Genomic DNA, 14,044 nt, shown 5'->3' with positions numbered 1-14,044 from the left:
ACACACACACATTCGCACCGTCGATCAGATAACACTTTAAACGCTTTCTTATACGCGCGCGCGAAGCGTGTCGCATCCCCCATAAACAAAGGGCTCGCAAGGGTTCCCTTTGTTCGCTTTTTCGTACCCGTTTGCCAAGGTGCGGAAAGGCAAAATAACAGCATTTTTTATCTAACTAAAACCAGATAACGATGAACAAAAAACAAGTAAAAAGACTGTATTACATGCCCCCGCAGTGCGAGGTCATCAAGACAGAGAATGAGAGTTTTATCTGCGTCTCCGTCCGCCCCAACGGCGGCAATCCCTCAAGCACCGACCCATGGGATGAGAAGAACCACGAGGGCGGTACCGCCTTCTTCGGCGATGAAAGCAGCGTGGCACCGGCCAAGAAAGGCGTGTGGGAAGATGACGAAGAAGAAGATTATTAATGTAAGAAAGGAAACAGACACAATGAAGACAAAAATCATTTTAAGCCTCGCACTGCTGGCCATGCTGGCGGCTTGCAGCAAAAACGACGACAACGTGCCCGATGACCCTAAGGGTAAGATAGATATCACGCAAAGCATCGAGTTCAAGGTAAACGTAAAGGATTTCAATGCTGAAAAGGATGTGGCCGGCTCCCGCGCCGCGCAGCAGCCCGACACTATCAGCAAGAAAACAGTGGACTTAGGCAACAACCTGTTGGCTGAAGTCACCGTGCAACGCGACACTGCCCAAACACAAGCACCGACCACCCGCGTTCTCGACGACGACACCTACACGATGCTTGTGTTTCAAGGTTCCGGCATTAGCTATACCCTCAAAGCCCGAGTCACCGGCACGTTGAAAGACGGCAAGTTCCGCCCGGGCAAAGGTGTACGTCTCGACCCGGGTAACTACACTTTTGTGTTGCACAACAACTGTATGGAATACGTCACCACCGTGTTCGGCACACCCGGCCTGAAGTTCACCCGCGCCGATGCTGACAAAGCCTTGCTCGGTCAGACCCCATACACCGTAACTGCTACGCCCGACCCGCAGTATGTAGACTTCGAGATGAGCCACGTGGGCAACCGCATGCGCATCAAACTTACCGGATGGATGCCTATTCAAGCCTCCACCACTGCCAGTATACAAGATTATAATTATGGTGTTCTGCCCGAGAACAGTACAATCGAGTTACCGTATAGCGGTGATGTGGGATGGGATGGCCATTTGCAAAATATTGACCTCCCCCTCACCTTCCCCGGCAGCACCACGCTCAATGCCGACGGCACCTACACCACCACAAGCAACGAATATCTCTACTTCGTGCCCGGTACCCGCATGGAAGGTCTTAAACTTAAATTTACCGGTGGGCAAATATATAAGACGAAGATGAAGGACGTGACCGTACAACTTATCAGTCTCGTCGACCCTGCCACCCACGTAGCCCACGCTATGGGTATCAACGAATCGTATTTAGTAAACATCAACCTGAAGTACAACTTCCTTTACCTGATGAGCGACGGCACCACCGACTTCCTCAACTCCACCCAATACACCGCCCTGCGCGCTGACGACGGCAAAACAAAGATTTACCGCGACAAGGCCGGCAACCTGCTCGCCACCCCCAAAGTGCCCATCGCCGTGGTGTTAAGTCAAAGCAAAGGTATGGCCATAGCACTGAAAGATGCCGGTGGGGGAGCAACTTATTCATGGACATCTAATTTCACCTACATGAATCAACAAGTAAACAAAAGCATGATTGACCATCCTGGCGGACCAACACCTCTGTTCGCTTTGGAAAACGGTTACTCTGAAACTTGGGATGCTTCTGCCAGCATGGACAACACAACCGTAAAGGGCAACAGCAGTGATTTCCCCGCTTTCAAAGCAGCAGCCGACTATAATCCAGGAGTAAGTGTAAGCGGAACGATGGTAAGCAAAAAATGGTATCTGCCAGCCTATGGCGAATGGAAATATGTCTTTACGGTCTTAGGTTTCAGCGATATTACCAAAGTAAATAGGTGGGACATATACCCATGGTACGGTGATTTGGTACGCATGGCCTTTACACAAGTTGGCGGTACAGTCCTCAATGTGGATTATGATACAAGGTATTGGTCAAGTACTGAGTACAGGCACTACTCTTGGAGCCGCTTCTGCGCAGGAGCAGTTGAACTTCGTCGAGAAAGCTGCTACTGGTCAGGGTATGAGAAGGTGGACAACGCCCAAATTCGTGTCCGCCCATTTATTCGCTATAAATAAAAAGCAGTACGCTGCACCAGCTCTCCGCCCCGCGCAGAGAGCTGGCCTCAATGATTATGAGATATTGTGCACGAGCGAAATACTCAAAAGGGTTTAAAAACGATTTCGGCCGAGGCCGAAATCGTCAAGAGGCACTAAAATCAATTTCGGCCCGAGCCGAAAAGCTCAAAAGACACAAAAAAGGTTTCGGCCAAGGCCGAAGAGCCCGAGAACCTCTCATATCAATTTCGGCCAGGGCCGAAACGTCCAAAAGATGCTAAAAACGATTCCGGCCAAGGCCGAATCAGTTAAAGCAAATCTTTTACATTAAAAACAATTGAATACACGGGGGTGGCAATATCGCCATCCCCGTGCTTTTCAATATCACTTTTAAAGAATTAATCATTGATGAAAACGCTGTAATCCCGCAAATTACAGATGGACGATTGACTCTTTTCACTCAAAATAAAAAGTGAGGACAATCATTTTGCTGTGCGAACGGTCTACGCTGTTTGTATAAACACGCATGGCTTTGTCTTTCAGTTCATCAGCATGTCGGGTGTCGAGACTGTTGGTAAGCCCGTAAAGGAACTTCAACTCGGGTCGCAACTTAAAGAAAGGGAGGTAGAAATCGCAACCGATACCCGCTTCCAAGAATAAATCGTAGCGTTTTAGTTTGATATAATCCTGACTTTTCCCCGAAAGGTTTACCATCGGATTTACACCCAACATCACATACGGACGCCGATTGTTGAACCGTTGTGCGGCATAGATGATGTCGCAGGCAGTGGAGATATAGGCTGTTTTCAGTTCCTGTTGTTGCTCTACGAGGCGGCCGGTTGCAGCAGTTTGAGTATGGTTACGCAGCGTCAGATGTCTCGTACCGAAATACAAGGCGGGAGCCACGCGGAAAGCGAAGTAATCATTGAGCCGCAGTTCGCCTAACACGCCTACCGTGAAACCAGCATCCCAGCGGTCTTGATCGGTAGAAATGAGCATCTCGGAAGGGGTTCCTCCTCCGTTGACAACTTGCTGCACCCCTATGTTATGAAACTCCAAATCTTGCAAATGCGTGCCTACGAGAATTCCAAAATGAAACGGTCGCAGGTCTGTATAAGGCCTGTTCTGTACTGTTCGCTCCTGTGCCACGACCGAAAAAGCAATCATCATGCACATTGCTGATAAGAAAATATATCGTATCAACTGTTTCTTCATCCTCTTCATAACGGTGTTTCGCACACAATATTGCATTGTCTTTTATTTTGAGGAGATATAAATAACAAAGTTTCCGTTCATCATTTGTAGGTATATGGAAGAATTGTTTTACCTTTGCATCACATAAAAGTAGGTATCAAACCGCATATTATACAAAAACATTATTCATATATTAAAACGAAAACATTATGGCTTACGTAATTGGAAACGACTGTGTAGCTTGTGGAACTTGCATTGACGAGTGTCCGGTAAGTGCTATTTCAGAAGGTGAAATCTACTCGATTAATCCGGATGCCTGCACCGAATGTGGTGCATGCGCTGCGGTTTGTCCGAGTGAGGCAATTAGTCTTCCGTAAGAAGACTTTTGCAATTAAATTTGGGTTTGTAAGGGATGGTTCGCGAGGGCTATCCCTTCTTTTGTTTAGTTCCTCTCTTTTCTTTAGATACCCGTATGTTTTTCTACGGCCGTTTCATCTTATTTCATGAGCTGGGCTGAGAGTTCCCGCATACCTTCCGATGCCCCTTTTCGTATCATAGTAGCCGTGCTGATACTCGATGAAGACACCGGCTTAGGGTCAATCACATAGACCGGTGCTCCTTTGCGCAGGTATCTCACGAGACCGGCAGCAGGATATACGTTGAGTGAAGTGCCGATGATAATCATCATATCGGCTGTTTCAACCTCAAATACAGCCGTCTCTATCATCGGCACTGCTTCTCCGAAAAACACGATAAACGGGCGTTTCAATGCCCCGTCTTTTGTTTTCGAACCGGGCACTATCACGGGATTGTCTTCCGGAATTTCTTCTATATATTCGGGATTGTAGGCATCATCGCCCGAACAGGCTTTCATCAGTTCGCCATGCAGATGAATGACATGGGTGCTGCCGGCACGTTCGTGCAGGTTATCTACATTCTGCGTAACTACCGTTACGTTGTATTTCTCTTCTAATTTGGCCACCAACCGATGTCCTTCATTGGGCTTTGCATGCACCAGTTGTTGGCGCAGTCTGTTATAGAAAGTATTGATTAATTCAGGGTCGGCCAACCATCCTTCGTGCGATGCCACTTGCATCACGGGATAATTTTCCCATAATCCATCAGCATCTCGAAAGGTACTGAGACCACTTTCAGCAGACATGCCGGCACCGGTCAGCACAACTATTTTTTTCTTCTCCATGGTTTTTCCTCCTATTAACTTTCCACAAAAATAGCGATTTTTATGCAAATAAGATACTGCTATCAGATAAAAATATTACCTTTGCACAACAAACAAGCGATGACAAGTAATTAACAAAAAGAATTTTATGGATCAAATAAGTTACGCTTTGGGACTGAACATCGGACAACAACTTGCACAAATGGGTGCCGAAGAGTTGAATGCCGATGATTTTGCAGCAGCTGTCAAGGATGTATTGGCCGGCCGTGAACCAAAAATATCGCAGCAAGAAGCCCGTAATCTCATTCAGCAGTTTGTTGAAAAACAGGAAGAAAAGCAACGCAAAGCTGCCGAAGAAAAAGGCAAGACGGCAAAGGCCGACGGCGAAAAGTATTTAGCCGATAATACCGCGAAAGAGGGAGTAATCACTCTTCCCAGCGGTCTGCAATATCAGGTCATTAAAGAGGGTAATGGGAAAAAGCCCAAAGCCACCGACAAAGTGAAATGCCATTACGAGGGTATGCTGGTAGACGGCACCTTGTTCGACAGTAGTATACAGCGTGGCGAACCTGCCACATTCCCGTTGAACCAAGTAATTGCCGGTTGGACAGAAGGTCTTCAGCTGATGCATGAGGGAGCCAAATACCGCTTCTTTATCCCCTATCAACTCGGCTACGGCGAGCGGGGTGCCGGTGCTTCCATTCCTCCATTCTCTGCATTAGTGTTCGATGTAGAGCTGCTGGAAGTCGTGTAAAGATTAAAAACAAACCATATTATATATAGAAAAAGCAATGAAAAAACTTACATTTGTAGCCGCTTTGGCTATTGCAGCTGCTGTTTTTACCGGTTGTGGCCATTCCACACCGAAAGCAGACCTTAAAACAGACGTCGATTCTATGAGCTATGCCATCGGTATGTCTCAAACTCAAGGTCTCAAGGACTATCTCGTGGAACGTTTAGGCGTAGATACTGCCTACATGGATGAGTTCATAAAAGGACTCAATGATGGAGCTAACGCAGGCGACGATAAAAAGACCGCCGCTTATTACGCTGGTATTCAGATTGGACAACAAATATCCAATCAGATGGTGAAAGGCATCAACCACGAGGTATTTGGCGACGATTCCACCAAGACTATCTCGCTGAAAAACTTCATGGCAGGCTTCATTACGGGTACCACCGGTAAGAAAGGATTGCTCACAATGGAACAGGCTGCTACCGTAGCACAGACCAAGATGGAGCAAATCAAGAAGAAGAGCATGGAAGTTCAGTATGGAGCTAACAAGAAAGCCGGTGAGAAATTCCTCGCAGAAAATGCTAAGAAACCGGGCGTTAAAACGCTGAAGAGCGGCGTGCAATATAAGGTTATCAAAGAAGGAAAGGGCGAGATTCCTACCGATACCTCTATGGTAAAAGTTAACTATGAGGGCAGAACCATCGACGGAAAGGTGTTTGATACCACTTACAAAGGTGGTCAGCCGCTGGAGTTGCGTGCCAATCAGGTTATTAAAGGATGGACAGACGTACTCGTTCACATGCCGGTAGGCTCTGTTTGGGAAGTCTACATCCCGCAGGAACTTGCCTACGGAGAGCGCGAACAAGGTCAAATAAAGCCTTTCTCGGTGCTTGTCTTCAAGATGGAACTTGTAAGCATCAAAAAATAAAGTATTCCAATCCATATAGAACGAAGAGTTAAGCGCATTTAAAGAGTAAGCGGGAAGAAGGAGAGCGGCCGTTGGTAATGTCACTGCTTATCAACAGGCAAATATCTCAGACTTGTCGAGTATCTTTCATGTGCTTAACTCTTTCTTATTATATTAAGGTGAAATAAAATGAAGAAAATCATACTTCTGGCACTCGTTCTCACAGCAGGAGCATCTCTTTCGGGTGCTTTTGCCGACAAGAAGAAAAACAAGAAAGTCAACCAAACTGCTACAGCAGAACCCATACAGCTCCTTTCCTGCTCCGATTCACTGAGCTATGCTGCCGGCATGGCACAAACCAATGGTCTCATTCCCTATATTACACAACAATTAAGGGTAGATACCGCCTACATGCAAGACTTCATGCACGGCCTGATGATGGGAACAAAAACAGTGGAAGACCCCGCCGCCAGAGCCCGCTTTGTCGGTCTTCAAATCGGGAACATGATAGTAGAAAGGATGATACCGAGTATCTCCGAACAGTTGAAAGACAGCCCCGACTCACTCAATGCCGAGCTTTTCAAGAAAGGATTCCTTGCTTCTCTGAAAAAAGACACACTCTTCTACACCCAAGAAGCAGCCGAACACTTTTTCCAAGACCGTATGGCAGCCGATAAGGCAGCAAAAAGTGAAAAACAATATGGTGCCAATCGTCGTGCCGGAGAAGAGTTTCTTGCAGAAAACGGAAAGAAAGAAGGAGTCGTTACCTTACCCAGCGGCCTGCAATACAAGGTGATTGTAAAAGGCGAAGGCGAAATTCCGAGAGATACATCCAAGGTTATCGTGAAATATGAAGGAAAAACGGTAGACGGAAAAATCTTCGATTCGTCTTATACCCGCACTGACCCCACAAACACATTTCAGGCCAATCGTCTGATAAAAGGATGGACAGAAGCCCTCACCCGAATGCCTGTGGGCAGTACTTGGGAATTGTTTATACCCTATCAATTGGCCTACGGAGAAAGCGGAAGCGGCGAAATAAAGCCTTATTCTGCCCTTATCTTCAAGGTAGAACTTATCGGTATAGAGAAGCCTGCCGAAAAGGAAAAAGTACAGGTACAGCAAAAGACGGCAAAGAAAACAACGAAGAAGAGAAAGTAAACGCTTCGTTCCTCATTTCAAACGATAGCGAACAGCGGTAAAACCACTCTTTCATACAGAAGCTCCTCATCATTCGGGGAGCTTTTTTCGTAGCTCGTTCCTTTTACCCCCAATCAGTCATGAGTGCCCGTACTTATTTTGTATATTTCAGAAGCATAGCTTTCATGATGTCAAAGCATAGCCCTCATGACGTCAAAGCATAGTTCTCATGAGATAAAAGCTATGCTTTTTCAACCATCCTTGTATATCATTGTGTACCAGAGCTTTTGGTAATGCTACTTCTAACGATAATTACATCTGAAACATATCTAACATCCTCATTGCAATATTTTGGTGTTAAATGTTTCGATATTTCAAGAAAATAATATATATTTGCAATTATTCATCTTATAATCGAATAAAGAACGACCCATTTCATGCAAATGATTGAAAGGGTATATGACTACTTTTATACCTAAATCGTTCATGAGCGTCTGTTCGGATTTCGTTTAATGGTCGGTCAGGTTCCTTGCCGTCTCGCCGAAAGCGTAACAGACTATGGCAAGAGCGGGCGACGGACAAGATACCGACAAGCAAACAGAAGATGATAGGCAGCTATGTCGTCCATATAAAAATGGTAGATAAACGGTTTAATAACCGATTGGGATTGCATCATCAACACAGACAAGTTATCCTTATTTTTCACTTTAAATAATCAACAATTATGAAAACAAAGATTTTAAATTCCTTTTATGTACTCATGTGTGTGGCAATGATTGGATGGGTGTCTTCATGCGGTAAAGATGACGACTCCGAACCCAAGAAGAAAACAGAAGAGAAAAAGGAAGAAGACGAACAAGGCAAAGAAGGAGACAAACCCACTAAAACCGTTGAATTCGACAAAGCCTATGCGTTTGGAGAATTACCCTATTTAAAGCATGTTGACACAAAGGGAGCCGACGAATTTGAAAAGAAGTTGGCGCAACGCCAAAAGCAAACATACCCGAAATTGGGTGAGATATATTGGGGAAATACGCCTAAATACTTTAAAGGTGCTAAATATACCACTAATGTAATATACGGAATGATGGAAATACCCATTGTAAAAATTGATGCCGAATTTACAAAGTTGATGACTGATGCAGGCTTTTCCGACTACGGCACAAGTGTAATTTCCGACGGTGCCGGCAATGTATCTCCCTGCCATATTTATTGGAATGCGAAATTAAAGATAAAAGCACTTGCTTATGATGCAAAGCACAAAGATATCAAATCGATACGTTCAGTCGTAGAGTTTAAAGTCGATGAGAACGAGCCACAGACAGGACAAGGCGGCGAACCGGAAGAGACAATTATTCTTACTGATGTGACAGACTTTCCCGACGTAAAGGTGTTGAACGGAGAATATGAAAGCCTGCCCAAACAGCAGCTCATCGAAATGGAAGATGCCTTGGGGCTTCGCTTCTACGATGAAGAAGGAAGCGACGAAAGTAAAGCCGAGTTCCGCACAAAACAAGGGTATGAAACCTATTCAAATCTGAATGCCTGTATGTACTTCTATGAAGCCAGCGAAAAGGCCATCTCGTTTATAGCACTCAGTTGTCCGGTAGTGAAGAAGGTAGAAGACTTAGACCGCAAAGAATTAAACCAATGGTTTGCAGCCAACGGATATACCTTTGTAAAGAAACAGAAAAAGTCTAATGCACCCGGTGCTCTCTACAAAAATAGCGTAGCAGGCGTAAAAGCACATATCTATCTGAAAGCAAATGGAAATTGCTTTATAGAAATTTACAAGTAAACAACGCTTGTGGCTCAAGAAGATTCGATGCGCTGATTCTGTCAGCGCATCATTTTTTGTGTCATTATCCCTTATCCACGAAATGCTTGACGTGCTCTTCCAACCTGTCATCTCCTCAACAAATGGCTTAAAAATAATTAAGTGTGATTTTTCAGAATTATATGCTTTTATATCGGAAAATATTCGTAACTTTGCGGCCTAATGTGTGGATTAGAAACCTTTAAGATAGATTTGAAGAGTTTGAAAGAGGGCGGTAATACACTGATTTTCAGACTCGACAATGATTATTTTAAAGCGATAGAGACCTCCGATATAAGAGGCGGAGACGTGCATGTAAACATGTCGATACACCGCAGTGAAGACGTGTTCACATGTAACTTCCGCTTGGAAGGTACCGTTATTATCCCCTGCACGTTGTGCTTAGAAGATATGGAACAACGCATCGTGTCAGACCGCCAGCTTTTGGTCAAATTCGGAACAGAAGATTTAGAAGACGATGAGTTGATAACGGTAGACAAGCACGAGGGAATACTCGATGTTGCGTGGCTCATTTATGAGTTTGTAGCACTCGAAATACCCATCAAACACGTGCATGATCGTGGGAAATGTAATCCTACTATGGTGGAAATGATGGAACGATTTACTACCCATAGGGCAAAAGAAAGTCATCAGACAAAGACCATAGATCCACGTTGGAGTGAACTGGAAAAATTAAAAACAATAATTAAAGATTAGACAAAAATGGCACATCCTAAAAGAAGACAGTCGAAAACTCGCACACTGAAAAGAAGAACTCATGATAAAGCCGTAGCTCCTACATTGGCTGTTTGCCCGAATTGTGGCGGATATTATGTGTACCACACTGTGTGTCCGTCGTGCGGACAATACAGAGGTAAAGTGGCAATCGTAAAGGAATTGGCTGACTAATGGGAAAAATTCATGCTGCCATCACCGGCATTGGTGGCTACGTTCCCGACTATGTGCTCAATAATGAGGAACTGTCGAGAATGGTAGATACCAATGACGAGTGGATTATGGCACGCGTCGGGATTAAAGAACGCCGAATACTGACGGAGGAAGGACTTGGAACCAGCTACATGGCGCGTAAGGCAGCACGACAGCTGATAGAGAAGACGGGCGTGGATATCGATACTATCGATGCGCTGATTATGACCACCACGACGCCCGACTATAAGTTTCCTTCTACTGCTTCCATCGTTATCGGAAAGTTAGGGCTGAAAAACGCCATGGGATTCGACTTCTCCGCAGCTTGTTGCGGCTTCCTTTATACACTCGACGTAGCCTCTTCTATGATAGAAAGCGGTCGATATAAGAAAATCATTGTCATAGCAGGCGACAAGATGTCGTCGATGGTTGATTATACAGACCGTCAGACTTGTGTACTTTTCGGCGATGGTGCTGCCGCCGTATTGGTGGAAGGCACCGAGGACGAAAACATCGGATTCAAAGACTCTTTCTTGCGAACCAACGGATTGGGGCTCCCTTATCTCCACATGAAAGCAGGCGGCTCGGTGAGCCCTCCCTCTCATTTCACGGTAGACCACAGGCTTCATTATCTATATCAAGAAGGCCGGACTGTGTTCCGTTACGCTGTGACCGACATGAGTAACGACTGTATGGAAATCATGAAGCGCAACGGATTAAGCACCGACGACGTAGACTGGATAGCACCACATGAGGCCAATCTGCGCATCATTGAGGCCGTAACAAAGCGCTTGGACGTTCCTATCGAGAAGGTACTCATCAATATTGAACACTACGGAAACACAAGTGCAGCCACTATTCCCCTTGCCCTTTGGGATTACGAGGAGAAGTTGAAGAAAGGCGACAAGGTGATACTGACGGCTTTCGGCGCAGGTTTCGTGCATGGTGCAGCTTACGTGCAGTGGGCGTATGATGGTGCTTCTGTAGCGAAGAAATAATAATCATAGTGATAATTAGTAAGGAAACGCATCCTTCTTGATGAGAGAAGACGATGCGTTTTTTTGTCACAAAACAATCGGTTATGCACAAAGCAGGATTCGTAAACATCGTGGGAAATCCCAATGTAGGTAAGAGTACGCTGATGAATCAGCTGGTGGGAGAACGTATCTCCATTGCAACGTTTAAAGCACAGACCACCCGCCACCGTATTATGGGTATCGTAAATACTGACGATATGCAAATCGTATTTTCTGATACGCCGGGGGTTCTACAGCCAAACTATAAGTTGCAGGAGTCGATGCGTGCCTTTTCAGAATCGGCTCTGACAGATGCCGACGTGTTACTCTATGTGACGGATGTGGTAGAAAAGCCTGAAAAGAACATGGACTTCTTGCAGAAAGTGCAGAAAATATCCACCCCCGTACTCTTACTCATCAATAAAATTGATCGAAGTGACCAGCAGACACTCGGAAATATTGTAGAACGCTGGCATGAACTGCTACCCAACGCAGAAATCTTGCCTATTTCAGCAAAGAATCAATTTGGAATTGATATCCTTTTAAAACGTATCAAAGACCTTTTGCCGGATGCTCCTCCCTATTTCGGGAAAGAGCAATGGACGGACAAACCCGCACGTTTTTTCGTGAGCGAGATTATCCGCGAGAAGATACTGCTTTACTACGACAAGGAAATACCCTACTCAGTGGAAGTGCGTGTGGAAAGTTTCAAGGAGGATGCTCAAAAGATTGTAATTCACGTTGTGATATATGTGGAACGCGACTCACAGAAAGGCATCATCATTGGACATCAGGGCATCGCATTAAAAAAGGTAAGCACGGAGGCACGGAAAGCCTTGGAAAGATTCTTCGGGAAAAGCATTTATCTCGAAACTTACGTAAAGGTGGATAAGGATTGGCGCAGCTCGCAACGCGAACTTAACAGCTTCGGCTACAATCCGGAATAAACGTTTTGGACTCCCCCGCTCCTCTTCAATGGGCGGAAATAGTCTCTCATTTCATATAATAACCCGACTTCTGACGACGCAACACCGCAGTGCGACCCGTAAAAAGAAGTCCCAATCATATAAGCGCATGGCAAATCTTGTAGCAATCGTAGGACGCCCCAATGTGGGAAAATCCACTCTTTTCAACCGCCTGACCAAATCTCGTCGCGCCATTGTAAGCGATGAGGCAGGCACCACACGCGACCGTCAATACGGAAAATGCGAATGGAACGGACGCGAATTCTCCGTTGTCGATACCGGCGGATGGGTGGTAAACTCTGATGACATCTTTGAAGATGCCATCAGAAAGCAAGTCATCGTGGCCACAGAAGAAGCCGATCTCGTGCTCTTCCTTGTAGACATAACCAATGGACTGACGGACTGGGATGAAGATGTGGCCAAGATTCTGCGCCGCGCAAAGCTACCTGTAATCCTTGTAGCCAATAAAGCCGACAGCAACGAACAAATCTACGATGCCGCCGAGTTCTATCGTTTGGGACTTGGAGACCCATACTGCATCAGTGCAGCCACAGGTAGCGGGACGGGCGATTTACTTGACTTCGTACTCCAGAAGATGCCTGCGTCCGAAACCAACGACATTGAAGACGGCATTCCGCGCTTTGCTGTTGTGGGTAGACCGAACGCCGGAAAGAGCAGTATCATTAATGCATTCATCGGAGAAGACCGCAACATCGTGACAGAAATTGCAGGCACTACACGCGACAGCATCTACACCCGATATGACAAATTCGGTTTCGACTTCTACTTAGTTGATACTGCCGGTATACGCCGAAAAAACAAAGTGACTGAAGACCTCGAATTTTATTCCGTCATGCGGAGCATCCGCGCCATTGAAAACTCTGATGTCTGCATCCTCATGCTTGACGCTACACGCGGCATAGAAGCACAAGACATGAACATCTTTCAACTCATTCAAAAGAACAGCAAGTCTTTAGTAGTGGTTGTGAATAAATGGGATCTTGTGGAAAATAAGGACACGAAAGTCATCAAAACATTTGAGAATGCCATCCGCGAACGCATGGCGCCTTTTACAGATTTCCCCATTATCTTTGCTTCTGCTCTCACCAAACAGCGCATTTTCAAAGTATTGGAGACAGCCAAGCAGGTTTACCTCAACCGGAAAGCACGCGTGGGCACCTCGAAACTCAATGAGGTGATGCTCCCACTCATAGAGGCATTCCCGCCGCCGTCGATTAAAGGTAAATACATTAAGATAAAATATTGTACCCAACTACCCAATACGCAGATTCCCTCTTTCGTGTTCTACGCCAACCTACCCCAGTATATACGCGAGAACTATCGCCGTTTCCTTGAAAACAAGATACGCGAAAACTGGTCGATGCACGGCTGTCCCATCCATGTGTTTATACGGCAGAAGTAAGCATGCATAAGTTAGTTTCACTCATTATTCTCCTTTGTACTGTAGCAGTTTCAGCCTGCTCTTTGCATACCGACAGTGGCGAAGTAGCTGCACGTGCAGCCCAAACCTATTACGAGTACCTGTTGCAAGGGCAATATGCGGCCTATGTGGCAGGTATGTATCTGCCCGACACGATCCCCGATTCCTATCGTAAACAGCTGGAAGACAATGCACAGATGTTTATTCATCAGCAACAGACTGAGCACGGAGGAATCAAAGAGGTACGATGGGTGAGCCACGTAGCCGATACGGCAGCCCATGCCGCCAACGTATTCATGACGCTTCGTTATGGCGATGGCACGCATGAAGAGGTAGTTGTACCCATGGTAGAATGTCACGGCATTTGGTATATGCGTTGATTGACGGCATTTTATCCCTCGCACAAGAATATTTTCTATCCATTTGTTTGTTTATTCAAGAATTTCGTTATATCTTTACTGGCACTATGCAAAGAAAAGGAAACCATAACCCAATGAATGCGGTGCAGAGAAAA

General features: G+C 45.6%; 15 protein-coding genes. 13 read left to right on the top strand and 2 right to left on the bottom strand.

Features of this window, described 5'->3' with window-relative positions; all coding sequences use genetic code 11:
* Window positions 1-191 precede the first annotated feature (191 nt).
* On the top strand, window positions 192-428 hold the full coding sequence (locus tag HMPREF0658_RS00810) for a hypothetical protein (RefSeq protein WP_006947857.1): 237 nt from the start codon (window positions 192-194) through the stop codon (window positions 426-428).
* Between the two features lie 22 nt (window positions 429-450).
* Entirely contained in the window at window positions 451-2,229 is a 1,779-nt protein-coding gene (locus HMPREF0658_RS00805) for a hypothetical protein (RefSeq protein WP_024990884.1), read from the top strand.
* 435 nt (window positions 2,230-2,664) lie between these two features.
* On the opposite strand, the gene porT is transcribed toward HMPREF0658_RS00805, so the two are convergent.
* A complete protein-coding gene (gene porT / locus HMPREF0658_RS00800) occupies window positions 2,665-3,423 on the bottom strand; it encodes a type IX secretion/gliding motility protein PorT/SprT (protein ID WP_202898903.1) in 759 nt (252 codons plus the stop codon).
* Window positions 3,424-3,611: 188 nt separating this feature from the next.
* Between porT and HMPREF0658_RS10745 the strand changes: the two genes are divergently transcribed.
* On the top strand, window positions 3,612-3,779 hold the full coding sequence (locus HMPREF0658_RS10745; protein ID WP_006947854.1) for a 4Fe-4S binding protein: 168 nt from the start codon (window positions 3,612-3,614) through the stop codon (window positions 3,777-3,779).
* A gap of 119 nt (window positions 3,780-3,898) precedes the next feature.
* Here HMPREF0658_RS10745 and HMPREF0658_RS00795 read toward each other — a convergent pair whose 3' ends face one another.
* The gene (locus tag HMPREF0658_RS00795; protein WP_024990882.1) at window positions 3,899-4,603 is read right to left on the bottom strand and encodes an SIR2 family NAD-dependent protein deacylase; all 705 of its coding nucleotides are present in this window, start codon (window positions 4,601-4,603) and stop codon (window positions 3,899-3,901) included.
* A 127-nt stretch (window positions 4,604-4,730) separates the two neighbouring features.
* Between HMPREF0658_RS00795 and HMPREF0658_RS00790 the strand changes: the two genes are divergently transcribed.
* The 10 genes from HMPREF0658_RS00790 (at window position 4,731) to HMPREF0658_RS00750 (ending at window position 13,910) form a co-directional block, all read left to right on the top strand.
* The gene (locus tag HMPREF0658_RS00790; RefSeq protein ID WP_006947852.1) at window positions 4,731-5,336 is read left to right on the top strand and encodes a BamJ family beta-barrel-assembly machinery protein; all 606 of its coding nucleotides are present in this window, start codon (window positions 4,731-4,733) and stop codon (window positions 5,334-5,336) included.
* A 37-nt stretch (window positions 5,337-5,373) separates the two neighbouring features.
* Window positions 5,374-6,246 (top strand): BamJ family beta-barrel-assembly machinery protein, encoded by an 873-nt coding sequence (locus HMPREF0658_RS00785; RefSeq protein WP_006947850.1) that lies wholly within the window; start codon window positions 5,374-5,376, stop codon window positions 6,244-6,246.
* Window positions 6,247-6,414: 168 nt separating this feature from the next.
* Entirely contained in the window at window positions 6,415-7,386 is a 972-nt protein-coding gene (locus tag HMPREF0658_RS00780) for a BamJ family beta-barrel-assembly machinery protein (RefSeq protein ID WP_006947844.1), read from the top strand.
* Window positions 7,387-8,089: 703 nt separating this feature from the next.
* Window positions 8,090-9,163 (top strand): hypothetical protein, encoded by a 1,074-nt coding sequence (locus tag HMPREF0658_RS00775; protein ID WP_006947843.1) that lies wholly within the window; start codon window positions 8,090-8,092, stop codon window positions 9,161-9,163.
* A 201-nt stretch (window positions 9,164-9,364) separates the two neighbouring features.
* Window positions 9,365-9,898, top strand: coding sequence for a YceD family protein (locus HMPREF0658_RS00770; protein WP_006947841.1), 534 nt, complete (start codon window positions 9,365-9,367; stop codon window positions 9,896-9,898).
* A 6-nt stretch (window positions 9,899-9,904) separates the two neighbouring features.
* Complete coding sequence (gene rpmF / locus HMPREF0658_RS10740) at window positions 9,905-10,090, top strand: 50S ribosomal protein L32 (RefSeq protein WP_006947840.1); 186 nt, start codon at window positions 9,905-9,907, stop codon at window positions 10,088-10,090.
* Window positions 10,090-11,106 (top strand): beta-ketoacyl-ACP synthase III, encoded by a 1,017-nt coding sequence (locus tag HMPREF0658_RS00765; protein ID WP_006947839.1) that lies wholly within the window; start codon window positions 10,090-10,092, stop codon window positions 11,104-11,106. The genes rpmF and HMPREF0658_RS00765 overlap by 1 nt, the downstream gene beginning before the upstream one ends.
* An 83-nt stretch (window positions 11,107-11,189) precedes the next feature.
* Entirely contained in the window at window positions 11,190-12,071 is an 882-nt protein-coding gene (gene era, locus HMPREF0658_RS00760) for a GTPase Era (RefSeq protein ID WP_024990881.1), read from the top strand.
* 127 nt (window positions 12,072-12,198) lie between these two features.
* On the top strand, window positions 12,199-13,512 hold the full coding sequence (der, locus tag HMPREF0658_RS00755; protein WP_006947837.1) for a ribosome biogenesis GTPase Der: 1,314 nt from the start codon (window positions 12,199-12,201) through the stop codon (window positions 13,510-13,512).
* 2 nt (window positions 13,513-13,514) lie between these two features.
* Entirely contained in the window at window positions 13,515-13,910 is a 396-nt protein-coding gene (locus HMPREF0658_RS00750; RefSeq protein WP_006947836.1) for a hypothetical protein, read from the top strand.
* Window positions 13,911-14,044: the final 134 nt, after the last annotated feature.

Source organism: Hoylesella marshii DSM 16973 = JCM 13450 (genome assembly GCF_000146675.1).
GTDB classification, from domain to species: Bacteria; Bacteroidota; Bacteroidia; order Bacteroidales; family Bacteroidaceae; genus Prevotella; species Prevotella marshii.
Note: the sequence above shows the minus strand (reverse complement) of the source record. Positions and strands in the feature narration are given on the sequence as shown.